This is a genomic window from Micromonospora sp. A200, assembly GCF_029893845.1.
Classification (GTDB): Bacteria; Actinomycetota; Actinomycetes; order Mycobacteriales; family Micromonosporaceae; genus Micromonospora; species Micromonospora purpureochromogenes.
The window spans coordinates 1-21,286 of the sequence record NZ_JARXXY010000048.1 but is presented as its reverse complement, the minus strand read 5'-3'; the positions used below and the strand labels follow the sequence as shown (position 1 = coordinate 21,286).

Here is a 21,286-nt window from a genome sequence, read left to right as displayed (position 1 = left end):
GGACCGGACGCGGCGGGTGGGGGTCCACTGATCGAAGACCGGCGAGCCGGCGAAATCAAAGACGAGCCGTCACCCGCCCCATAGGCGGCGGCTATGGGGCGGCGCGCAACCGCCGCGACCACGGCGTCACGGCGTGGCCGGTCTACTCCGGCCCGGGCAGCAGTTCCAGCAGGGCCTGGGCGGCCGGCGACAGCCGCCCGGGCCGGTGGACCAGGGCGAACCGGCAGACCACCGGTGGGTCCAGCGCCCGCACGACGGCCCCGCCGCGGGCCGCCTCGTCGGCGTACCACCGGGTCAGGAACGCGGCGCCGGCCTGGGCCAGGACCATGGGTACGACGGCCTCGCGGTGCCGGGTCACCGCCGCGCGACGCATCCGCACACCGGCCGTGGCGAGCGCGGCCAGGACCGTCGCGCGCAGCGCGCTGTGCCCCTGGATGTCGATCACCGGGGTGTCCTGGAGCGCCCGCAGCGGCAGCGGCCCGTCGGGAGCGGGCGTGCCGGGCGGCAGCACCGCCCACACCTGCTGCGCGCCCAGCTCCCGCACGGGCAGCCGGAGGTCGGGGATGGGCAGGTACGTCAGGGCCAGCTCGCAGCTTCCGTCGCGGACGAGCCGGGCCAGGTCCTCGTCGTCGCGGGGCTCCAGCACGCGCACCGCGATGCCGGGGAAGCGTCGCCGCAGGGTGGCGAGCGCCGGGGTGAGGGGGTCGACGGTCAGGGCGGCGTGCGCGGCGATGTCGAGCCGTCCGGTGCGCAGGTTCACCACGTCGGCGACGGCGGCCCGGGCGGCGGTGGCGTCCTGAAGGACCTGCCGGGCCGGGGCGACCAGCGCCTCGCCGCCGACGGTGAGGACCAGGCCGCGCCCGGTGCGGTGGAACAGCTCGATGCCGAGTTCGCGTTCCAGCCCCCGGATCGCCTGGGACAGGGACGGCTGGGCGATGCGGATGGCCGCAGCCGCGCGGGTGACGCCGCCGTGGTCGACGACGGCGAGGAAGTACTCCAGCTGGCGCAGGTCGACCGTCATCGCCCCGCCCCGCACACGGCGCGGGCGTGTGCCACGAACGCACGGGCGGCCGGCGACAGTGGACCGGGCCGGTGCACCAGCCCGTACGCCTGCCGCAGCGGCGGGTCGACCGGGCGCACGACGACGCCGAGCGAGGCGGCCGAGTGCGCGGTCTCCCGCTCCAGGAAGGCGGCGCCGGCGCCGCCGAGGACGAGCGGCGCGAGCGCCTCCGGGTGCGCCACCTCGACCACCAGCCGGGTGCGGACGCCCTGATCGCGCAGCGCCCGCTCGACGTCGTCCCGTTGCCAGCTCCCGCGCGGCACCCCGAGGACGTCGGCGCCGTGCAGCCGGGCCAGCGGCACGGCGTCACCCGGACCGACGTCGGTGCCGGGCGGGAACGCCAGCCACAGTTCCTGTACGCCGAGTTCGACGACGTGGAGCCCGAGGTGCGGCAGGGGCAGGTGCGTCAGGCCCAGCTCGCTGTGCCCGTCCCGGACGAGGATGTGCAGGCCGTCGTCGGTTTCCGGCTCGTCGATGTGGACGACGATGTGCGGATTATCGTGCCGGAAGGAGCCGACCAGGGACGCTCCCGGGTAGGCCGCCAGCACGGGCACGGCGACCAGGTCGAGGGCCGGCGTGGCCCGTGCGTGCGACCCCACCGCCTCGCGGGCGGCGGTGATGCCGCGCAGCATCTGCCGAGCCGGGCCGACGAAGGCCCGGCCCGCGTAGGAGAGCACCAACCCGTGTGGGACCCGGTGGAACAGCTCGGCGCCGAGTTCCCGCTCGAGCGCGCGCACCGACTGCGACAGCGTCGGCTGGGCGACGTCGAGCGCCGAGGCCGCCCGACTGAAGCCACCGTGCTCGGCTACCGCGAGGAAGTAGGAGACCTGCCTGACGTCCAATGGGTTCCCGATGACTCAGCTGGTGCCCGGTCAGCACGGATGTTACCGGTAGGTTCTGCCCGGGCCGCCGGGCGTGCCGGGCAGAGTGTCGGAGCGAAGTTCTAGCCTGACCCGGACCCGACGCCCGCAGGAGGCAGCATGCTCGACCACCTGTCCATCCAGGTCCTTGACGTGGCGGTCAGCGCCGCCTTCTACGACGCCGTCCTGGCCCCGCTCGGCGGTCGCCGGGTGATGGAGTTCGGCCCGGTCATCGGGTACGGCACCGACAGCCCCGACTTCTGGCTCGGCCCGGTGAACACCGGCGGTGAGGCGCGCGAGGCGCACATCGCGTTCACCGCGCCGGACCGGGCCGCCGTGCAGGCGTTCCACGGCGCCGCGGCCGCCGCCGGCGCCGAGGTGCTGCACGCACCCCGGCTCTGGCCGGAGTACCACCCGAGCTACTTCGGCGCGTTCGTCCGCGACCCGGACGGCAACAACGTCGAGGCCGTCTGCCACACCGCCGAGTGACGAGGCCGGCCTAGCCGGGACCCCGCCTGGATCTCCACGGCTCAGCCCCGCCCGAGCAGGGTGGCGGCCCGTGCCAGCCAGTGCGGCACGTCGGCCTCGTGGTACACCCGCTCGCTCGGCTCGATCGCGGCGAGGAAGGCCGCGTACACGGCCGCCGACCGCAGTGCCGCGACCGGCCGCAGCAGCTCCACGGCCCGTTCCGGCTCGCAGCCGGGCACGTCGGCCCGCCACCGGGCGCACCATGCGGCCACCAGGGCGCCCGACGCGTCGGGCGGAAGCCCGCTGGTCAGTACCAGGATGTCGAAGGCCGGGTGCCCGACGAACGAGTCGCCCCAGTCGATGATGACCCGCCGGTCACCGTCGCTGCGGACGTTGCCGGGGTGCAGGTCGCCGTGCACCAGGGTGTCCGGCACGCCGCACCGCCGGGCCTGCGCCAGCCGCTCCTCCAGCCCGTCCAGCACGGCGTCGGCGTGGTGCCGGGCGAGCGCGGCGCGGATCCAGCGGGCCAGGGCGGCGCCGCGCAGGTCGGGCACCCCGGCCGCCACCAGGTCGTCGACGAGGGGCAGCGCGCGCATCTGGAGGGCGTGCTGGTCGGCGGCGATGGCGTGGCGTTCGGCGGGGTCCGCCCCGTAGCGGTCCTCCCCCGGCACGTGGTCGAGCAGCATCCGCCCGTCGTCGTCCGCGGCGAGCAGCGGCGGCACCAGGCCGGGCGTGACCGCGCCGAGCCGGCGCAGCACCGCCGCCTCGTGCCGGAAGAAGCCGGGCACCTGCTTGAGCCAGACCGGGCCGTGCGGACCGTCGAGTCGCCAGATCGCGGACAGGTTCCAGGTGCGCCGTTGCGCTGCCTCCTTCGCCGGCCGGCCGAGGCGGTCGAGGGCGGCGGTGGCCCACCCGACGGTGGCGGCCGGTCCGCCCGCCTCGGCGTAGGGCGCGCGCAGCGGGTGCGACGCGAGTTCCAGGTCCATCGGTCGCAGCGGTACGGCGGGTGGGGCAGCCACCTCGGCCAGGTACGTCACCGCGCTGCCGATCCCTGGCCGGTCGCTGACGCCGGAGAGCAGCCGCAGCACCGCGACCTCGACGGGCGCGCCGCAGACGACCGCATCGACCTCCTGCCACCAGGGCGTCGGCACCTCGTACGGAGGCAGTGCGCCGAGCAGCCGGCCGGCGGGGTCGACCAGGACGAGGGTCACGGTGCGGGTCACGGTCGCCGACGGTAGCGCCGGGGCGGGACGCGGGCGAGCGGGTTATCGCACCGGGTCGTGGGTGCCGCGCGGCACGCCGGGCCGGCACCGGCGCAGGCGGTCCGCCGCCATCCGCCCGCCGACCGCCAGGCCGTACCGCTCGACGGCGGTGAGGCCGTACGCGCTGCACGTCGGGGTGAACCGGCACTGGCCCGGCCAGCGGTGCGACAGCCAGCGCCGGTAGCCGAGGATCGCGGCTCGGCCGGCCCGGTCGACGACCGGTGCCCGGCTGACCTGGGCGGTCGTGGCGCCGAGGGTGAGCAGGAAGGAGAAGAGCCCGAGGTCGCAGCAGTTCGGACCGTCGCACTCGCAGGCGTCACAGCCGGCGTAGGCCCAGTCGCGCTTCTTCCTGTTCTTGGCGGTGCGCCGACCCCACAGTCTGTTGATCACGCCGTCCATGGTGGGACAGCCCCGCCACCCGGGTGCTGGTCAGGCCGGTCGGTCCGGCGGCGTGGTCAGGGCGAAGTGGACGGTACGGCCGGTGCGCCGCCGCCCGAGGCGGTGAGCCAGCGGCACGAGCACGCCGTGCAGCACGGGGTACTTGCGGACCAGCAGCCGGGCGGCGTGCCGCTCTTCGTCGCCGGTGAGCCGACGCGCGGTGGCCTCGACGGCCGAGCCGGTCGGTCGGCCGCGAGCGGTGGACGGGGCGACGGTGACCCTGGGCTCGTTGCGGACGCGCCGGGTCTTGCCGGCCCGCTCGAAGCTGCGCACGTACGCCCGGTCGCCGTCGACGGCGATGCTCACCGCCGTGTCGACCGGGGTGCCGTCGCGGCGGAAGCTGGTCAGCAGCACGGTCTTCTGCCGGGTGAACGGCGCCCACCCCGGTGCCGCGCCGACCTCGACCGCGCCGAGCACCCCGCCGAGTTCGCGCCACCGGGCCACCAGCGCCGCCGCCGCCAGCGCGGCGGTGAGCCCGACCAGCCAGGTCTGGCCGGCGCTGCCGCCGAGGTGCCGGTCGGCGAGGTGGGTGCCGGTGTGCGCGAGCGCCCCGGCGAGGTATCCGGCCAGGGCGACCGCCGGCGCGTCGGCCCAGATCGCGGCGAGGAGCAGGGTAACCCCGATGCCCAGCTGGAACGCGCCGACGTCGTGGACGAAGTGGTGGCTGCCGGGAAAGTCGACCGCCTCGGCGAAACCGTCCGGTCGGCGCAGCGCCCACCCTCCGACCAGCAGTGCGGTCAACCCGAGCAGGGCGCAGGCGGCCCGGACGAAGATCCTCATGCATACCTGACGGAACGCCGTGGGAGAACGTGACGGTCCCCGGCGGTACGGTCCGGGGCATGGAACAGCGGATCAGCCTGATCACCCTCGGCGTCGCCGACCTCCCGCGCGCCCGGGAGTTCTACGAGCGCCTCGGCTGGCGGGGCCAGGAGGTCGAGGAGACGGTCTTCTTCCAGGCCGGTGGCCTCGCCCTGGTCCTGTGGGGCCGGGAGAAACTGGCCGCCGACGCGGGCGTGCCGGACACCGGCCCGGGCGGACTGACGCTGGCGCAGAACGTCCGTAGCCGCGCCGAGGTCGACGCCGTGCTGGCCACGGCGGAGCGGGCCGGCGCGCGGATCACCCGCCCGGCGGCGGAGACCTTCTACGGCGGCTACGCCGGCTTCTTCACCGACCCCGACGGTCACGTCTGGGAGATCGCCTGGAACCCGGGGTTCCCGCTCGCCGACGACGGCACGCTCACCCTGCCCGACCTCAGCTGAACACGGTGCGCCGCACCCCCCGGTGCCCGGCGCAGGCGTCGCGCCGCCCTCCGGTGAGGCTGACCGCGCCGTCCTTGCACTGCACCAGGTAGCCGCGCCCCGCCCAGAAGTTCTGCGCGCAGTCGAAGAAGTCGCAGATCCGGTGGTCGGGCCGGCGGACGCGCTCGCCGCCGCAGAAGTCGTACCCCATGGGGTTGGCCGGGGCGCCGCAGCGCCGCTCGGCCGACGGCGAGGGCGCGGCCGGCGAGCGGCGGGGCTTCGCCACGGCGGACGGCGAGGGCCCGGCGGCGCGGGGCGCGGCCACCCGCGCGGGCACCGGCGTGGCGGCGACGGCGACGTCGGAGCCGGGACTGACCGGCGGGTCGGCCTCGAAGAGGACCGCGGGCACCACCAGGGCGAGCGCGGCGGCGACGGCGACGCTGCGCCGACCGCCGGGGATGCGCCCGGCGAGCCGGGCCTGCCCGGGGGTGGCGATCGCCGGCCGGAACGGCCGGGTCTGCTCGTGTTCGGCGATCAGCTCGTCGAGCTGCGCGATCACCGCCGCGCGCTGCTCGATGGCGTCGGCGAAGGCCAGGGTGAGGGTGAACCGGAACTCGGCCGCCGCCGTGGGCGGCACCAGCAGGCCGCAGGTGCGCCGCCGGTCGAGGACCTGGATCAGCGACACCGGGGCCGCCGGGTCGTGGGACAGGCCGGTCATCTTCCCGTACGCCCAGTCGCGCCGGCCGCGCCCGCCGAGCAGCACCAGTCGGCGGTTGGTGATCACGGCCACCCCGGCGTCGGTGGCCCGGACGCCGTCCGGGAGCCGGTGGCGCAGCGGCGCCGGCAGCGGCTCGACGGTCAGGTCGGGTGCGGGCAGCACCGTGGTGTGCCGGACCTCGACCAGTTGCGCGGCGGGCAGCGCCCAGAAGACCACCTCGCCGGGAGCGAGCTCCAGGGGCAGTCCGTGGCCGGCCGCCACCGAGCCGTGCAGGTCGACGGCGAGGGTACGCAGTCGCCGCAGCTCGTCGTCGCGCTGGCGCCACGCGCGCTCGGCTTCGCGGTATGCCCGCTGCCGGCGCTCGTTCTGCTTGCGCGCCCAGGTGTAACGCCAGGTGGAACCCGTCGAATCAGTATCTGCCACGCCGACTCCTTCGCCGCGCGAGCCACCAACCGGGGTGTCATCCGGATCAACGGTGGCGGCGAGTCCGGCGGACACGCCGAAGCGCGCGAACCACCCGATCGGGTGACCAATCCGGACGATTGGTGGATGCGCTGCGTCGATTCACGTTCGCCTCGGCAGGAGGCCGGCGGCGACGCCGACCGAGGCGAGATCATCCCGTGCGCCGTGCGGGGTGCCCTAACCCTCGGTAACGTCAGCCGAGCCGGACGGCGACGGGGCTACCCGGCATCGTGGCGCGGAGGTGGGCCGGTGAGCGACAGGGTCGTGCTCGGCGTCGACATCGGCACCACCAGCACCAAGGTGGTCGCCTACGACACCGAAGGCGAGCAGCTCGCCCACCATTCCGTGGGCTATCCGATGGACGAGCCGCACCCGGGTTGGTCGGAACAGGACCCGTCGACCATCTTCGACGCGGTCGTCGAGTGCGTCCGTACGGTGGCCGGTGAGCTGCCCGGGCCGGTGGCGGGCCTGTCGTTCAGCACCGCCATGCACAGCCTGGTCGGCCTGGACGCCGAGGGCGTCCCGTTGACCCCGTCGGTGACCTGGGCGGACTCCCGGGCCAGCGTGCAGGCCGAGCGGTTGCGGGCCGCCCCGCCGGGGCTCGCGCTGCACCGGCGTACCGGCACGCCGGTGCACCCGATGGCACCGCTGCCGAAGCTGGTCTGGTTCGCCGAGCAGGAGCCGATGCTCTTCGAGCGGGTCGCGCACTGGGTCAGCATCAAGGACTACGTGCTGCTGCGCCTGACCGACGCGCTGGTGACCGACCACTCGGTGGCCTCGGCCACCGGGCTGATGGACATCCACCACCTGGTCTGGGACGCGGAGGCGCTGGGCATCGCCGGCATCGTCGAGGAGCAGCTGCCGCAGCTCGTCGCGACCACCACGGTGCTGCCCGGCCTCACCGCCGAGGCGGCCGTGGCGACCGGGCTGCCCGCCGACACCCCGGTGGTGGTCGGCGCGGGCGACGGCCCGCTGGCCAACCTCGGCCTGGGCGCGGTCCAGCCGGGCGTGGTGGCCTGTTCGATCGGCACCTCCGGGGCGATGCGGGTGGCCGTGGAGCGGCCGGCCGTCGACCCGCTCGGCGGGGTGTTCTGCTACGCGCTGACCGAGGAGCGCTGGGTGGTCGGCGGCGCGATCAACAACGGCGGCATCGTGCTCCAGTGGGCCGGCGACGCGCTGGCTCCGGACCTGGGCGAGGACTCCGAGGAGGAGCTGCTGGCGCTGGCCGAGCGGGCGCCGGTCGGCTCCGGTGGGCTGATCATGCTGCCGTACCTGCTCAGCGAACGGGCGCCGCACTGGAGCGCGCTGCCGCGCGGGGCGTACGTGGGGCTGACCCACGGCCACCGCCGCGAGCATCTGATCCGGGCGGCGCTGGAGGGGGTGTGCCAGCAGCTCGCCCTGGTGCTGGCCTCGGTGCGGGCGGCCGGCAACGAGGTACGCGAGATCCGGGCCAGCGGCGGCTTCGCGCGCAGCCCGCTGTGGCGGCAGATCCTCGCCGACGCGCTCGGCATGCCGGTGCGGTTCCCCGCCGGGCACGAGGGCTCCAGCTTCGGCGCGGCGCTGCTCGGCATGCAGGCGCTCGGGCTGATCCCGTCCATCGACGTCGCCGCCGACCTGGTGGACATCGACGAGACGGTACGCCCCGACCCGGCCGCCGCCGCCACCTACGCCGCGCTGCTCCCGCTCTTCTCCGAGCTGTACGACGCGCTGGTCCCGACCTTCGCGTCGCTGCGACGGCTGGCCCCGAGCCTGCCGCCGGAACCGTCACCGACCCCCGCACCCATGTGATCGCCCGTTCCGCACGGGAGACCGGACGCCGTCCGAAGGGTCGTGATTACCGTGACCACTGTCCTCGCCGCACCGGCCGAGCTCACCGACGCCGGTGACGCCCAACTGATCGTCGCGGCGCTGCTGGGCATCGCGGCGGTGGTGCTCCTGATCGCCTGGGGCAAGGTCCACCCGTTCCTGTCGCTGATCCTCGGCGCGGCGGTGCTCGGCGTGGTCGCCGGCGTGGCCCCGGACAAGATCGTCACCTCGTTCAGCGGCGGGGTCGGTTCCACGGTGGGCGGGGTCGGCCTGCTGATCGCGCTCGGGGCCATGATCGGTGGCCTGCTCGCCGAATCCGGCGGCGCGGACGGCATCGTCGAACGGGTGGTCGGCCGGGTCTCCGGCACGGCGCTGCCCTGGGCGATGGCCGGGGTCGCCGCCCTCATCGGGCTGCCGCTCTTCTTCGAGGTCGGCGTCGTGCTGCTGGTGCCGATCGTGCTGCTGGTCTCGTTGCGCACCGACGTACCGCTGATGAAGATCGGCATTTCGGCGCTGGCCGGCCTGTCGGTGCTGCACGGCCTGGTGCCGCCGCACCCGGGCCCGCTGGTCGCGATCGACGCCCTGGGCGCCAACCTCGGCCAGACCCTCGCACTGGGACTGCTGGTCGCCATCCCGACGGTGATCGTCGCCGGTCCGATCTTCGGCAACTTCATCGCCCGCTACGTGCCCGCCACCGCCCCGGAGGCGTTGCTGCCCACCCGGCGACCGGCCGCGCTCGCCGGCGGGCGGGGTCCGGCGGCCACCGGTCGCGGCCCGCTCGACGCCGACGGCGACCTGGTCACCGAGGACGACCTGGCCAACCCCGGCGCCGGCCGCCCGGGTGCGCCGATCGACGAGGCCGCCACCGCGCGGGTACGGGCGCGCCGCGCGCCGGCCCTGTGGGCCGCGGTCATCACCGTCCTGCTGCCGGTGGTGCTGATGCTGCTGCGGGCGATCGGCGAGCTGACCCTCGACGAGGGCACCGGCGGCCGCAAGGCGCTGGACATCATCGGCACCCCGATCGTCGCCCTGCTCGCCGGCGTCATCTTCGCGATGATCTTCCTCGGCTACCGGACCGGTTTCAGCCGTACGCAGGTCTCCGCCTTCCTCGGCGGGTCGCTGCCGCCGATCGCCGGCATCCTGCTGATCGTCGCCGCCGGCGGCGGTTTCAAGCAGGTGCTGGTCGACGCCGGCGTGGGGAACCTGGTCGCGAACGCGGCCGAGGGCGCGAACCTCTCACCGCTGCTGCTGGGCTGGCTGGTGGCCGTCGGCATCCGGGTGGCGACCGGCTCGGCCACCGTCGCCACCATCACCGCCGCCGGCATCGTCGCGCCGCTGGCGGAGACCCTCCAGGGACCGGAGGTGGCACTGCTGGCGCTGGCCATCGGCTGCGGGTCGCTGTTCTTCTCGCACGTCAACGACGCGGGCTTCTGGCTGGTCAAGGAGTACTTCGGACTGACGGTCGGACAGACCATCAAGAGCTGGTCGGTGATGGAGACGATCATCTCGGTGGTCGGCTTCCTCGGCGTCCTCGTCCTCGACCTCCTCCTGTAACGCCCACGGCGAGGTGAGCCCGTGAGCCGGCGGGGGGTGGTCAGGGGGCTTCGACGGCGGAGATGCGGTAGCGGTGCACCTCGGCGCCGAGGATCGCCGCCACCTGCTCCTCCGCTGGGCCGGAACCGCGGAAGGCGAGCAGTTGGTCGTCGCTGTCCCAGCGCTCGTAGACGTTGATCCGGCCCGGCTCCACCAGGTCGGCGCTGATCGCGAAGTCGATGCAGCCGGGCGCGGAACGCGCCTGCCGGACGACCTCGGCGCAGGACGCCAGGTAGGCGTCCCGGCCGGCCGGGTCGACGTAGAGACTGCCCGCGACGATGAGCACGGTGACCTCCGGTGGTGTGGTGGGGCGGTCCGCCTGACAGGCACCAATATGCCTGCCAGGCGGCACCGGCACCGCCCACACCGGCTCAGGCGCGCGTGATCGCGTTGGCGTGGATCGCCTCGTTCAGGTACGCGGCCATGCCCGGGGCGATCGCCTCGTAGTGCGCGGTGAACCGCGGGTCCGCCAGGTACATGTCGGCCAGCCCGGTGTGGATCTCGTAGGAGCAGTCGTAGAACCAGCGGCCGATCAGCTGCCGGTGCTCCTCGGCCAGCGCCATCGCCGCCGGCGAGTCCGCCGCCGCCCCGGACGCCATCAGCTCGACGAACCGCCGCCCCCAGTCCTCGTTCTCCGCCTTGTTACGCAGCCAGTCCTCCTTCGAGTAACCGGCCACCCGCCGGTTCGACTCCCGGTACGCGTCGGTGCCGCCCCAGCGCTGCTCCGCCTCCTCGGCGTGCGCGTCCGGGTCGAAGTCCCCGAAGACCTCGAACCGCTCCTCCGGGGTCAGATTGATGTTCATCCTTCTCGCCTCCATCGCGAGCTCGATCGCGGTGACCATCTCCTGGAGCTTCCCGATCCGACCGCTGAGCAGCTCGTGCTGCCGGCGCAGGTGCGCGGCCGGGTCGGCGCTCGGGTCGTCGAGGATCGCCGCGATCTCCTCCAGCGGGAACCCCAGCTCCCGGTAGAACCGGATGTGCTGCAGGCGCTCCAGGTCCGCGTCGTCGTAGCGGCGGTAGCCCGCCGCGGTGCGTCCGCTGGGCGACAACAGCCCGATCTCGTCGTAGTGGTGCAGCGTCCGGACCGTCACCCGGGCCGCCTTCGCCACCTGACCCACCGTGTACGCCATGGTTTCCCTCCCTTCCGCGACCAAGGCTCCCGCCTGCCGTTGCGTGAGGGTCAAGCCCGATTCTGCGCGCCGCGTCACACCCTCGCCGGTGATCGGCGCGGCGGCACACGCGAACGCCCCCGGCCTCCGAGGGGGTGGAGAGGCCGGGGGCGTCCGGGGCGGGGTCAGGCGGTGGCCCGGTCCTTCGCCCGCTCCGGGGCGGCGAAGGCCTCGGTGGCCGGGGTGCGGAAGGCGTGCACCAGGCCGGCGATCGACAGCAGCAGGAGCAGCCCAGCCCCGACGAAGGTCACCAGCCCCGACCGGTCAGACCGGGGCGGAGACCGGGCGCAGGTCGGCCAGGCGGCCGGGGCGGCCGTAGCGGTAGCCCTGCCCGTGCACGCAGCCGATCGCGGTGACCGCCGCGTGCTGCTCCTCGGTCTCCACCCCCTCGGCCACCACCGTCAGGTCGAACGCGCCGGCCAGCCGGGTCACCATCTCCACGGTCGCATACGCCCGGGCGTCGGTGTCGAGCCGGGAGACGAACGATCGGTCGATCTTCAGCTCGGTGGCCGGGATGCGGTGCAGGTAGCTCAGCGACGAGTAGCCGGTGCCGAAGTCGTCGATGGCGATCCGGATGCCCAGTTCGCGCAGCTGGCCCAGCCGCTCCAGCACCGCCTCGCTGCCGTCGATCAGCGCCGACTCGGTCAGCTCCAGGGTCAGCGCGCGGGGGGCCAGTCCGGCGCTGGCGGTAGCTGCGGTGACGGTGGCGATCAGGTCCGGCCGGCGCAGGTGGGCGGCGGCGATGTTCACCGCCACGGTGGCCTCCGGCGCCCGTTCCCGCCAGGTCGCGGCGGCCCGGCAGGCCTCGTGGATCACCCAGCGGTCGATCGGCACGATCAGGCCGGTCTCCTCGGCCAGCGGCAGGAACGCGGCCGGCCCGAGCAGCCCCAGCCGGGGATGCCGCCAGCGGACCAGCGCCTCCGCGCTGCGGACCGCGCCGGTGGCCAGGTCGACGATCGGCTGGTAGTCGAGGTGCAACTGCTGCTCGTCGACCGCCCGGCGCAGGTCGGCGATCAGCTCCGCCCGGGTCACCGCCGACTCGCGCAGCCCCGGCGTGCAGGTCCGGTACGCGGACTTCCCGGCGGCCTTGGCCGCGTACATCGCGATGTCGGCGTCGCGCAGCAGGTCGGTGTGGGAGGCGTGCTGCGGGCCGTACTCGGCGATGCCGATGCTGGCCGACGGGTGGATGCCGACGTCCTCCTCGCCGGCGGAGGGTTGCAGGGCGGCGAGCAGCCGTTCGGCGAGCCGTTCCGGCGCGACCGGGCCGTCCCCGTCGACCAGCACGGCGAACTCGTCCCCGCCGAGCCGGGCGATGGTGCCGTCGTCGCCGACCGCGTCCCGCATCCGGTCGGCGATGCTGGTCAGCAGGGTGTCCCCGGTGGCGTGCCCGAACCGGTCGTTGACCTGCTTGAACCCGTCCAGGTCCAGCAGCAGGACGGCGACCGGCGGCCCGTCGCGCAGCGCCCGGCGCAGCCGCCGGTTGAACATCAGCCGGTTGGGCAGCCCGGTGAGCTGGTCGGCGTAGGCGAGCCGGCGCAGCCGCGCCACCAGGCGGAGGTTCTCGTTGGCGGCCAGCCCCTGCCGCAGCGCCAGAGCGCCGAGCAGCGCCATCATGCCGATGAAGACCAGGTGCGGGGTCTGCCCGGTGGGGTGCCGGGCGAGCACCACCGCGATGATCGCCCCGCCCACCGGCAGGTACGGCAGGGCGACCCGCCACCAGGGCGGCAACGGCGACTCGATGCCCTCGTCGCCGCCCTCGCCGATCGGCGGCGGCGGGTACGTGGTGGCCACGCCGATCAGCAGGTAGCTCAGCGGCCAGCAGACGTCGATCACGTGCCCGGGGGCGTAGGTGCCGTGCGCGACGAGCGAGACGTAGACCGCGTCGGCGCCGGCCCGGGTGGCCAGGCTCGCGCCGATCAGGGTCAGCGGCCGCCAGATCGGGCGGGACGGGCCGGCCACCGCCACCAGGATGGTCAGCTGCATCAGGTCGAGCATCGGGTAGAGCAGGCCGAAGGTGCGCAGCGGATCGGCCAGGTCGGCGTCGGCGATGTCCCGGAACACCACCACCCAGCCGATCGGGATCAGGGCCAGCGCGACGATCACCCCGTCGAGCAGGGTGCGGGCCCGGCCCACCGCGCTGCGCGGGGCGGCGAGCGAGCAGAGCAGGGCCATGGTGCCGGTGAGGATGCCGGCGGTGAAGACGGCACCGATCAGCGGAGTGTGCGGCAGTGTCTCGCCGCCGAGGCGGTCGACGGTCCACAGGGTGCGGCCGGCGGCGGCGAGCGCCATGGTGACCGCCAGCAGCGTCCAGAACCGGCGCAGCGTCGCGGGGTGCCGGCGGGCCGCGCCGGCGCAGGCGACGGTCGACCACCCGGCCACCGTGATCGCGCCGACGTCGCCGGCCAGGGCGGCGCCGGGCAGCGCGGCCGTCAGCCAGACCGTCTCGACGAGGACGACCAGCGCCGCGGCAACCGCGCCGACCCGTCGGGCGCGGGTCGAGCGGGGCGGCGCGACGGCCTCTCGGCGGGCGTCATCGGGCAGCACGATGGTCGCTCCGGCTCTCTCTCCTGTGCGCACCTCGTCGGTGAGGACCGGTCACGGGCGGCGAACCATCGCAGCCTAGCCAGCACCGGGGCACCTCGCCAGGGCCGCTGGACCCGGGCCGGACCGTCCGTCCAGGACGGTCGGACCGGCGCGGCGGCGGGCGAGACGAGCTGTCCGGCCAAAAGGGACGCGGGGCGGCGCGGCGGTCAGCCGCCGCCGTCGCTGGCGGCGGGCGCGTCGTCGGCGCGGGTGGGCGGCGGCCCGCCGTGCGTCCACGGCGTCTCCTCCGGCGTCGGGAAGGCCCCGGCGGGCAGGAACGCCTCGGACAGGGTGGTGTAGCAGAGCCGCTCCCCCACCTCCGGCACGCTGCCCGGCGCCGCGGTCAGCCCCCGGCCCATCGCGCCGGAGAGTTCCAGCACCACCTCGGTCTTGCCGTCCGCCGCCGGGGTCAGGAAGACCACCCTGGCCTTCTGCGTCGGCCGGGCCGGCGAGTAGAGGGTCGTGCCGACCGGCACCAGCACCGGTTCGGTGGTGACGAGCTGGATCCGGGGGCGCAGCACCGGCCGCTTCCCCGTGTCGTCGACCCGCTTCGGGTCGGCCAGCGTCACGTCCCCGACGAACGCCTCGCCGGTCAGCCGGTGCTCGGCCATCACCAGCGGGTCGTCGTAGGCGCGCTGCACCGCGTACGTGGTCAGGGCGCGTTCCAGCCGGTGCAGCCGCTGGGCGGCCACCACCGCGCCGTCGCGCCGGGGCTGCGGGCCACCGCCGGCGTCGACGTGCTCGGCGTGGCCGGTGAAGGTGTCCTTGTCGCCGTCCCAGCGGCCGGCCACCCGGGCCCCGGGCGGCAGGGTCCGCAGCAACCCGACGCCGCGCCACATCAGCTCCCAGGTGGGCGTCAGCTGGTCGCGCAGCACCCGTTCCAGCTCCGCGTACGCCGCGCCGCGCGCCACCGGGTCGTCCCCCGCGTCGGCGTACGCGGCGACGGCCGGGGCGAGCACCCGGTTGTCGAACTCGGGGTCGGTGGCCGGGCCGGCGGGCGGACAGACCGCCGGGTCCTCGGCCCGGGCGGCCGCCTGCGCCCCGGTCATGCCCGCCGGCGGATCGATCCAGCCGAGCAGCGCCGGCAGGTGCAGGTCCTCCACCACGCTCTGGCCGGTGGCCCAGTGCAGGCTCAGCGCGTCGGTCATCGCCACCAGCGCCGACGAGCCCGGGTGCTCGGCCCGCTCGGCGAAGAAGGCCAGCCAGCGCCCGAGCAGCGGCACCGACGGGTGCACCGGATGGTCGCCGTCCGGGCGGCGGAACCGGGTGGAGCGGCCCAGCAGCCGCAGGAAGGTGATCCCGGCCGGGTTCGGCACCAGCAGCTGCGGCGCGTCGACGTACCGGTGCCGGACGTCGCGGCCCCGGTCGACCGGCACCGCCTCGGTGCCGTCGCGGAACTCGTCGAGGTAGGGCAGCACGGTGGCGGCCAGCTCGGCGGCGAAGCGGAAGCGCTGGTCCCGGTTGCGGGGCTGCGGCACGACCAGCAGCCGCGCCGCGTCGGGGGCCGCGCCGACCAGCGCCGCCAGTGGCGCGTTCGCCTCGCCGGCCATGGCCAGCGGCACCACCACCAGCGGGCGCGCGGACAGGTGCAGGTGCCGGACGGTGGCCACCGGCTGGGCCACCCCGGCGGCCAACGCCTGCGCCCTGGCGAGAGCCCGGAGCGTACTCATGCGGGCCGCCGGATCGGGGCGGCCGGCGCGCGGCGGGCGCGGGGCGTACTCATGCGGGGTTTCCGGCGAGGGCGTCGGCGCGCAACCGGGCGGCGGCCCGCAGCAGCGCGGCGGCCTCCTCCTGCTCAGGTTCGGGGGCGCGCTCGCCGGTCGCCAGCGCCAGCACCTCGGCGACGGTGGCGACGCCGCCCAGCGCCTCCCGGACCGGCCGGCCCAGCGCCCCGGTGTGCCCGCCCGCCTCGTTGCGGCAGAAGTACGCCAGCTCGCAACTGGCCAGGCACTCCGGCGCGTAGCGGGCCGGCACCCCGCGCAGGCCGGCGGCCAGCGTCGCCGGGTCGGCGGTCGGGTCGGCGGTGAAGTCCGCCGGCACGCTGTCGAGCAGCGCGTCGAGCTTCGCCATCCGGTCGAGCTGCCGGCGCAGCACCAGCAGCTGCTTGCGGACGTCGAGCAGGCTGGCCACCGGTCGGTTGCCGAAGTCGCGCGGGCAGATCAGCACCACGTCGTGCGAGACCAGCTCCTCGGCGTGCCCCTCGGCGGCGAGCAGCTCGCGCAGCGCCAGCACGTAGACGGCGGACTGGATGGCCGCGGCGGCCACCTTCGCCGGGTCGGCCTGCCCGTCGACCACCGGGAACGACTTGATCTCCACCACGTGGAACCGGCCGCCGAGCCGGGCGGCGACCAGGTCGGGCTCCAGGTGTACCCGCTGGCCGGCGACGTCCAGGCCGAGCAGCGGGTGGTCGAAGAGCGCCGCCTCGGGCCCCTGGGCGGTCAGCGCCCGGCGGGACCGCTCGTGCCGGTCCGGCAGGTCGTCCGCGCCGCCCAGGTCCGTCCAGCCGGCCCGCTCCGGCACCGGTACGCCGAGCCGCTCCGCCACCAGCCGCAGCAGCTCCGCCCCGCCGTCGGCCTTCACCTGCGCCTCGAAGGCGTTGCCCCGGGTGATGGCGAACCGCGACTGTCCGAAGCGGGCCGGGAAGCCGATCGCCTCCGCCAGCCTCGGCTTGTCCACCCCGGCGCCGTCCAGCACCGCCCGGCGGGCGCAGCCCGGGTTGCCGGTGAGCGCGGCGAGGGTCCGGGCGTTGTGCCGTTTCGGGGGCAGGTCGCCGCGGATCGCGGCCAGGCGCTGCGCGGTGCTCGTCACGATCCGCCAGGATAGGCGCTCAGCGCCGGTTCGGCCGGGACGCTGGCCCGGTGGACCAGCACGGCGGTCGCCACCGCGGCGAGCAGGGCCACGCCGGCCATCGCCCAGAGCACGGTACGCAGGCCGCCGGTGAAGCCGGGGTCGGCGAGCCGGCCGGCGGTGGTGCTGGCCAGCACCGCGCCGACCACCGCGATGGCGACGGTCTCGCTGGCGAGCCGAGCCGTGTTGATCATTCCGGCGCCGGTGGCCGCCCGGTGCGCGGCGACGCTGCCGATCGCCATGGCGTCGAGCAGGCCGATCGACAACCCCACCCCCACGCCGATCGTCAGCAGCGGGCCGGCCAGGGCGGCGGTGCCGCTGTCCGGGGCGAGCACGGTGGCCCAGGCGGCGCCCACCGCGACCACCGCCACCGAGGTGACGATCACCGCCGGGGCCGGCACCAGCCGGGTCAGGGCACCGCTGAGCAGCGGCAGCACCAGCGTCGGCGCGGTCAGCAGGATGAGCGTGGCGCCGGCCGCGCCGGGGCTCATCCCGACCACCGTGGTCAGGTACGACGGCAGGTAGACCAGCAGCGGCACCAGCACCGCGACGATGGTGGCCGCCGCCAGGCAGATGCCGAGGAAGCGGGGGCTCGCCAGCAGGGCCAGGTCGAACATCGGCTCCGGTCGCCGGCGTTCCACCCGGACGAAGGCCACCAGCAGGGCCACCGCCGCGGCGAAGGCCGCCACGATCACCGGGGCCGACCAGCCCAGCTCGGGGCCCTGCACGAAACCGAAGATGAGCAGCAGCAGCGCGGCCGTGAAGGTGACCGTCCCGGGCCAGTCGATCCGCCCGGCGTGCGGCTGGCGGGACTCGGGCAGCAACGGGGTGAGCGCCAGCACCGCCACGGCGGCCAGCGCCGGCGCGGCGAAGACCGCCCGCCAGCCGAACGCGGAGATCAGCAGGCCGGCGATGGAGGGCCCGAAGGCGAGGCCGACGCCGATGGTCGTCCCGAAGATGCTGAACACCCGGGCCCGGGACCGGGCCGGGAAGGCGTGGGCCAGCAGGGCGGAGGCGCTGGTCGCGGCGGCAGCGGCGCCGACGCCGGCCAGCGCGCGCAGCAGGTCGAACAGCACGATGTTCCCGGCGACCGAGGCGAGCAGCCCGGAGCCGGCGAAGATCGCGACCCCGGTGGCGAAGACCCGACGCCGGCCGAGCAGGTCCGCCAGCGCCCCGGTGGCCAGCATGAAGCTGGCGAAGGTGGCGTTGTAGCCGTTCACCACCCACTGCACGCCGGCCAGCCCGGCGTCGAGGTCCCGCCCGATGTTCGGCAGCGCGACCGACGCGCCGGTCAGCGAGACCGGCAGCGAGAGGGTGGACAGCAGGACGGCGACCAGCACGACGGCCGGGTGGTTACGCAAGGATTCTCCCCGTTCGGACGGCGGCCCCAGCCTAAAACGCGGAGGTGGGCAGGCATCCGGTACGGGCGGAAGATCACATGGTCAGCGCTCGGCGGACCGGTTCCAGGGAGAGCGGGGCGAGCGGGCCCCGGCCAGCGGGCGGCTGCGACGGCGGTGCCGGCGACGGCCCGGGGTGCAGGGCGGACGGGAGACGGTGTGCACCGGCGCGAGGGCCGGCACGACCGGCTGCCGGCCGATCAGCCAGCAGAGGAAGCGGGCCATCGCCGGGTCAGCCGACCGGGAGGCTGCGGGCCTCGTCCTTGGCGATCCCGTACTCGGCCCCGCAGAACGAGCACTGCTGCACGTAGCGGGTGCGGACCGGGATCAGCGGAATGAAGAAGAGGGTGAACTTCGTCGACCGGCGGGTGATCACCTGCGCGGCCCGGTTGCCGCAGTTGCGGCAGACCGCGGTGACCACGCCGGACCGGTTGACGGACGTGCGCAGTCCGAAGATGAAGAACATCGCCGGCCTGTACCCACGGGAGGGGGCTCACACACCCGTTTTCAGGAAATGGTTCGCCGCCACGGCCGACGGGCGTCGAGCTGGACGGCGAGCAACTCCAGGAATTCCCGGAACCGCTCCTCGTCGTGCGGGGTGGGCAGCTCGTCGGTCAGCGGACCGCGGTGCCGCCGGGCCCGGGCGATCGCCGCGGCGTAGACACGCGGACCGGCGCCGAACAACCGGCGTTCGACCATCGCCTCGGCCATCCGGGCGGCGGCCGCCTCGTCCAGCTCGACGGTGAAGATCAACCCGTAGAGGATCTGGTTGACGACACCCTTCCAGTCGTCGCGGGGCATCGCGGTCCTCCTCGGTCACTCCGTCGCCGGTGAGCGGTGCCGATGACATGATCCACCCGTGTCCGGCCCCGACCCGGTGGACCCGCCGTACCGGTGCGTCGGCGAAGATTTCCCGTCGGTCGGTGTCCGGATCCGGGTCGACCGTTCGTCACCCTGGTGAGAGACCACGACACCGAGGAGCGCCGACCGATGAAATTCATGATGTTCGTCTGCACCGACACCGAGCCGGACACCGACCCGGACGCCGCGCCCGACATCGAGCAGTGGGTGGCCGAGCGGGACGCCCGCGGCCAGCGCCTGGAGGGCAGCGTGCTCGCCCCGCCCTCGGGGGCGACCACGGTCCGGGTACGCGGCGGCGAGCTGCTGCTCAGCGACGGCCCGTTCGCCGAGACCAAGGAGGTCATCGTCGGATTCGACCTCCTGGAGTGCGCCGACCTGGACGAGGCGATCGAGGTCGCCCGAGCCCACCCGATGGCGTACGGCGGGCGGATCGAGCTGCGCCCCTTCGCCGACCTGGACTGACGCGGTGGTGGACGCGGCCGACGCGGTGGCGGACGCGGGTGCCGAGGCGTACCCGCGGATCGTCGCCGCGCTGATCCGGGTCACCGGCGACTGGACGCTCGCCGAGGACTGCGCCCAGGAGGCGCTGGCCTCGGCGCTTCAGCGGTGGCCCCGCGACGGCGTGCCCGGCAATCCGGGCGGCTGGCTGATGACGGCCGCCCGGAACCGCGCCGTGGACGTGCTGCGCCGCGCCGCGGTGGAGCGGCGCAGGCTGCGGGACCTGGCCCTGTTGACCGATCCGGAGCCGCCGACCGGGACGGCGGGGGACGTGGTGGACGACCGGCTGCGACTCGTCTTCACCTGCTGCCACCCGGCGCTGGCCCTGGAGGCGCGGGTCGCCCTGACCCTGCGCACGGTGGCCGGGGTGCCCACCGCCGACATCGCCCGCGCCTTCCTGGTCAGCGAGTCCACCATGACCCGGCGGATCACCCGGGCGAAGACCAGGATCGCCACGGCCGGCATCCCCTACCGGGTGCCGACCGGGCCCGCGCTGGTCGAGCGGCTGCCGGGCGTGCTGGCCGTGCTCTACCTGCTATTCACCCGGGGGTACGACGCCGACGGCGAGCCCGCCTTCGCCGATGAGGCGATCCGGCTGGCCCGGCTGCTCGACCGGCTGATGCCCGACCAGCCGGAGGTCGCCGGGCTGCTGGCCCTGTTGCTGTTCCAGAACTCGCGCCGCGCCGCCCGCCGTGACCCGGCCGGTGACCTGCTGACCCTCGACGCGCAGGACCGCTCCCGCTGGGACCACGCCGCCATCACCGAGGGACTCGCCGCCCTGGACCGCGCCGGCCACGGCCCGTACGCGCTGCAGGCCCGGATCGCCGCCGCGCACGCCACCGCCCCGACCGCCGCCGACACCGACTGGGCCGCCATCGCCGGCTGCTATGACGAGCTGGCCCGGATCCGGCCCACCCCGGTGATCCGGCTCAACCGGGCGGTGGCGCACGGCTACGCCGACGGGCCGGCGGCGGGGCTTGCCCTGGTCGCCGAGGCCCGCGCGGGCGGCGCGCTCGACGGCTACCCGCCGGCGCTCGCCGCGCAGGCCGAGCTGACCGCCCGCCACGGCGACCCGGTACGCGCCGCCGCGCTGTTCCGCGCCGCCGCCGACCTGGTCGGCTCCGACCCGGAACGCCGGGCGCTGCTGCGCCGGGTCGGCGAGCTGGACCACTGACGGCGCCGCCTGTCCCGTCGGCACCCACCGGGTTCAGGGCTGGCGGCACCGGCGGGATGGCCGGCGGGTACCGGCGGGATGGCCGGCGGGCGGTCCGACCGGCGCGAGCGCGCGGGGCGACCGGACGCCCAACCGGATCCGGCCGAACGTTCGTGGTTTCCGGCCGCGGCGGCCGGTGATGGACGAGGTCCGCGCACCCACCCGTCCGGCCACCTCCAAGGCAGTCCCCTACCCGCCGCCACCATGCCATGGGGTATGCGAGCCCTTTCGACCTGATGACGTAAACGAATCGGGGCTGAGCGAGGCGACCACACCGCGCGGCGCCCCGTCGCGGACGACCGGGCCTCCCGGGCCTCCCGGGCCTCCCGGGCGTCGGGCTCGCCGCGCGCCGTGGACCGACCGGCGGACGACGCGACCCGGGCCGCCCACGCACCTCGGCTCGGTCCGCCCCTCGGCCGTAACAGGCCCCGGCAGCGCAACCCCGCCTCTCTGCCGAACCGCGCCGTGAATCGGCCCGCCAAGCGGTCAACAGTCACCAACGCCGGCCAACGACGACCGCCGACTCTCACGGCCGGCGGCTCCCGGGGACCGAATCCCGGCGCCGGTGCCGGTGAATCGTTTGCGTCATCAGCTCGAAAGGGCACCGACACCGTCCATACCGCCCGGCCACCGCCGGGTCCACTCGCCGGGAGTCACGCCTGGACAGGAACACGGTGCACGGACGGGGCGGGGCGCCCCCCCCCCGGGGGGGGCCCCCCCCCCCCCCCCGGGGGGGGGGGGGGGCCGGGGGGCGGCCGCCCCCCGGCCCAAAAGCGGCCCCGGCGGCCCCAACCCGGTGGGGGGCCCCGCGGC

General features: G+C 75.3%; 21 protein-coding genes. 6 read left to right on the top strand and 15 right to left on the bottom strand.

Features of this window, described 5'->3' with window-relative positions; genetic code table 11:
• Window positions 1-142 precede the first annotated feature (142 nt).
• Entirely contained in the window at window positions 143-1,021 is an 879-nt protein-coding gene (locus M2302_RS29860; RefSeq protein ID WP_280841156.1) for a LysR family transcriptional regulator, read from the bottom strand.
• On the bottom strand, window positions 1,018-1,902 hold the full coding sequence (locus M2302_RS29855; RefSeq protein ID WP_280841155.1) for a LysR family transcriptional regulator: 885 nt from the start codon (window positions 1,900-1,902) through the stop codon (window positions 1,018-1,020). Before M2302_RS29855 ends, M2302_RS29860 begins: the two co-directional genes overlap by 4 nt.
• Window positions 1,903-2,040: 138 nt before the next feature.
• On the opposite strand from M2302_RS29855, the gene M2302_RS29850 reads away from it, so the two are divergent.
• Window positions 2,041-2,409, top strand: coding sequence for a VOC family protein (locus M2302_RS29850; protein WP_280841154.1), 369 nt, complete (start codon window positions 2,041-2,043; stop codon window positions 2,407-2,409).
• A 41-nt stretch (window positions 2,410-2,450) separates the two neighbouring features.
• Here M2302_RS29850 and M2302_RS29845 read toward each other — a convergent pair whose 3' ends face one another.
• From M2302_RS29845 to M2302_RS29835, 3 genes are read right to left on the bottom strand one after another with little or no spacing between them, the layout of a single operon-like run.
• Window positions 2,451-3,611 (bottom strand): aminoglycoside phosphotransferase family protein, encoded by a 1,161-nt coding sequence (locus M2302_RS29845; RefSeq protein ID WP_280841153.1) that lies wholly within the window; start codon window positions 3,609-3,611, stop codon window positions 2,451-2,453.
• A gap of 42 nt (window positions 3,612-3,653) precedes the next feature.
• Window positions 3,654-4,049, bottom strand: a complete 396-nt coding sequence (gene yidD, locus M2302_RS29840) for a membrane protein insertion efficiency factor YidD (protein ID WP_280841152.1) — start codon at window positions 4,047-4,049, stop codon at window positions 3,654-3,656.
• Window positions 4,050-4,079: 30 nt separating this feature from the next.
• Window positions 4,080-4,868: a PPOX class F420-dependent oxidoreductase gene (locus tag M2302_RS29835; protein ID WP_280841151.1), complete on the bottom strand. Its 789-nt coding sequence runs from the start codon at window positions 4,866-4,868 to the stop codon at window positions 4,080-4,082.
• Window positions 4,869-4,927: 59 nt separating this feature from the next.
• On the opposite strand from M2302_RS29835, the gene M2302_RS29830 reads away from it, so the two are divergent.
• On the top strand, window positions 4,928-5,347 hold the full coding sequence (locus M2302_RS29830) for a VOC family protein (RefSeq protein WP_280841150.1): 420 nt from the start codon (window positions 4,928-4,930) through the stop codon (window positions 5,345-5,347).
• Here the strand turns inward: M2302_RS29830 and M2302_RS29825 are convergent.
• Complete coding sequence (locus tag M2302_RS29825; protein WP_280841149.1) at window positions 5,340-6,467, bottom strand: hypothetical protein; 1,128 nt, start codon at window positions 6,465-6,467, stop codon at window positions 5,340-5,342. The two genes, M2302_RS29830 and M2302_RS29825, sit on opposite strands and share 8 nt — an antisense overlap.
• A gap of 288 nt (window positions 6,468-6,755) precedes the next feature.
• Between M2302_RS29825 and M2302_RS29820 the strand changes: the two genes are divergently transcribed.
• Both M2302_RS29820 and M2302_RS29815 read left to right on the top strand, forming a co-directional pair.
• Window positions 6,756-8,294, top strand: a complete 1,539-nt coding sequence (locus tag M2302_RS29820) for a gluconokinase (protein WP_280841148.1) — start codon at window positions 6,756-6,758, stop codon at window positions 8,292-8,294.
• A 51-nt stretch (window positions 8,295-8,345) separates the two neighbouring features.
• Window positions 8,346-9,866: an SLC13 family permease gene (locus M2302_RS29815; protein WP_280841147.1), complete on the top strand. Its 1,521-nt coding sequence runs from the start codon at window positions 8,346-8,348 to the stop codon at window positions 9,864-9,866.
• A gap of 40 nt (window positions 9,867-9,906) precedes the next feature.
• Here the strand turns inward: M2302_RS29815 and M2302_RS29810 are convergent, their stop codons facing one another.
• The 9 genes from M2302_RS29810 to M2302_RS29770 form a co-directional block, all read right to left on the bottom strand.
• A complete protein-coding gene (locus M2302_RS29810; protein ID WP_280841146.1) occupies window positions 9,907-10,191 on the bottom strand; it encodes an antibiotic biosynthesis monooxygenase in 285 nt (94 codons plus the stop codon).
• Between the two features lie 85 nt (window positions 10,192-10,276).
• Complete coding sequence (locus M2302_RS29805; RefSeq protein WP_280841145.1) at window positions 10,277-11,035, bottom strand: MerR family transcriptional regulator; 759 nt, start codon at window positions 11,033-11,035, stop codon at window positions 10,277-10,279.
• Window positions 11,036-11,199: 164 nt separating this feature from the next.
• A complete protein-coding gene (locus M2302_RS29800; protein WP_280841144.1) occupies window positions 11,200-11,325 on the bottom strand; it encodes a hypothetical protein in 126 nt (41 codons plus the stop codon).
• A 13-nt stretch (window positions 11,326-11,338) separates the two neighbouring features.
• Window positions 11,339-13,618 carry an EAL domain-containing protein gene (locus M2302_RS29795; RefSeq protein ID WP_280841143.1) on the bottom strand — a complete coding sequence of 760 codons (2,280 nt, stop codon included), beginning with the start codon at window positions 13,616-13,618 and terminating at the stop codon, window positions 11,339-11,341.
• Window positions 13,619-13,824: 206 nt separating this feature from the next.
• On the bottom strand, window positions 13,825-15,327 hold the full coding sequence (locus tag M2302_RS29790; protein ID WP_280841142.1) for a hypothetical protein: 1,503 nt from the start codon (window positions 15,325-15,327) through the stop codon (window positions 13,825-13,827).
• Between the two features lie 49 nt (window positions 15,328-15,376).
• Window positions 15,377-16,465: a hypothetical protein gene (locus M2302_RS29785; protein ID WP_280841141.1), complete on the bottom strand. Its 1,089-nt coding sequence runs from the start codon at window positions 16,463-16,465 to the stop codon at window positions 15,377-15,379.
• Entirely contained in the window at window positions 16,462-17,865 is a 1,404-nt protein-coding gene (locus tag M2302_RS29780) for an MFS transporter (RefSeq protein ID WP_280841140.1), read from the bottom strand. The genes M2302_RS29785 and M2302_RS29780 overlap by 4 nt, the downstream gene beginning before the upstream one ends.
• Before the next feature lie 268 nt (window positions 17,866-18,133).
• Window positions 18,134-18,367, bottom strand: coding sequence for a zinc-ribbon domain-containing protein (locus M2302_RS29775; protein ID WP_280841139.1), 234 nt, complete (start codon window positions 18,365-18,367; stop codon window positions 18,134-18,136).
• A gap of 41 nt (window positions 18,368-18,408) precedes the next feature.
• Window positions 18,409-18,702: a hypothetical protein gene (locus tag M2302_RS29770; RefSeq protein ID WP_280841138.1), complete on the bottom strand. Its 294-nt coding sequence runs from the start codon at window positions 18,700-18,702 to the stop codon at window positions 18,409-18,411.
• A 189-nt stretch (window positions 18,703-18,891) separates the two neighbouring features.
• Between M2302_RS29770 and M2302_RS29765 the strand changes: the two genes are divergently transcribed.
• A complete protein-coding gene (locus M2302_RS29765) occupies window positions 18,892-19,224 on the top strand; it encodes a YciI family protein (protein WP_280841137.1) in 333 nt (110 codons plus the stop codon).
• Window positions 19,225-19,228: 4 nt separating this feature from the next.
• Window positions 19,229-20,434, top strand: a complete 1,206-nt coding sequence (locus M2302_RS29760) for a sigma-70 family RNA polymerase sigma factor (RefSeq protein WP_280841136.1) — start codon at window positions 19,229-19,231, stop codon at window positions 20,432-20,434.
• Window positions 20,435-21,286 lie beyond the last annotated feature (852 nt).

What these genes read in the sequence shown, in the direction of transcription:
- M2302_RS29770 (WP_280841138.1), bottom strand. Translation starts at nt 18,702, where the DNA reads ATGCCCCGCGACGACTGGAAGGGTGTCGTCAACCAGATCCTCTACGGG.
- M2302_RS29775 (WP_280841139.1), bottom strand. Translation starts at nt 18,367, where the DNA reads ATGTTCTTCATCTTCGGACTGCGCACGTCCGTCAACCGGTCCGGCGTG.
- M2302_RS29765 (WP_280841137.1), top strand. Translation starts at nt 18,892, where the DNA reads ATGAAATTCATGATGTTCGTCTGCACCGACACCGAGCCGGACACCGAC.
- M2302_RS29830 (WP_280841150.1), top strand. Translation starts at nt 4,928, where the DNA reads ATGGAACAGCGGATCAGCCTGATCACCCTCGGCGTCGCCGACCTCCCG.
- M2302_RS29790 (WP_280841142.1), bottom strand. Translation starts at nt 15,327, where the DNA reads ATGAGTACGCTCCGGGCTCTCGCCAGGGCGCAGGCGTTGGCCGCCGGG.
- M2302_RS29850 (WP_280841154.1), top strand. Translation starts at nt 2,041, where the DNA reads ATGCTCGACCACCTGTCCATCCAGGTCCTTGACGTGGCGGTCAGCGCC.
- M2302_RS29805 (WP_280841145.1), bottom strand. Translation starts at nt 11,035, where the DNA reads ATGGCGTACACGGTGGGTCAGGTGGCGAAGGCGGCCCGGGTGACGGTC.
- M2302_RS29860 (WP_280841156.1), bottom strand. Translation starts at nt 1,021, where the DNA reads ATGACGGTCGACCTGCGCCAGCTGGAGTACTTCCTCGCCGTCGTCGAC.
- M2302_RS29835 (WP_280841151.1), bottom strand. Translation starts at nt 4,868, where the DNA reads ATGAGGATCTTCGTCCGGGCCGCCTGCGCCCTGCTCGGGTTGACCGCA.
- yidD (WP_280841152.1), bottom strand. Translation starts at nt 4,049, where the DNA reads ATGGACGGCGTGATCAACAGACTGTGGGGTCGGCGCACCGCCAAGAAC.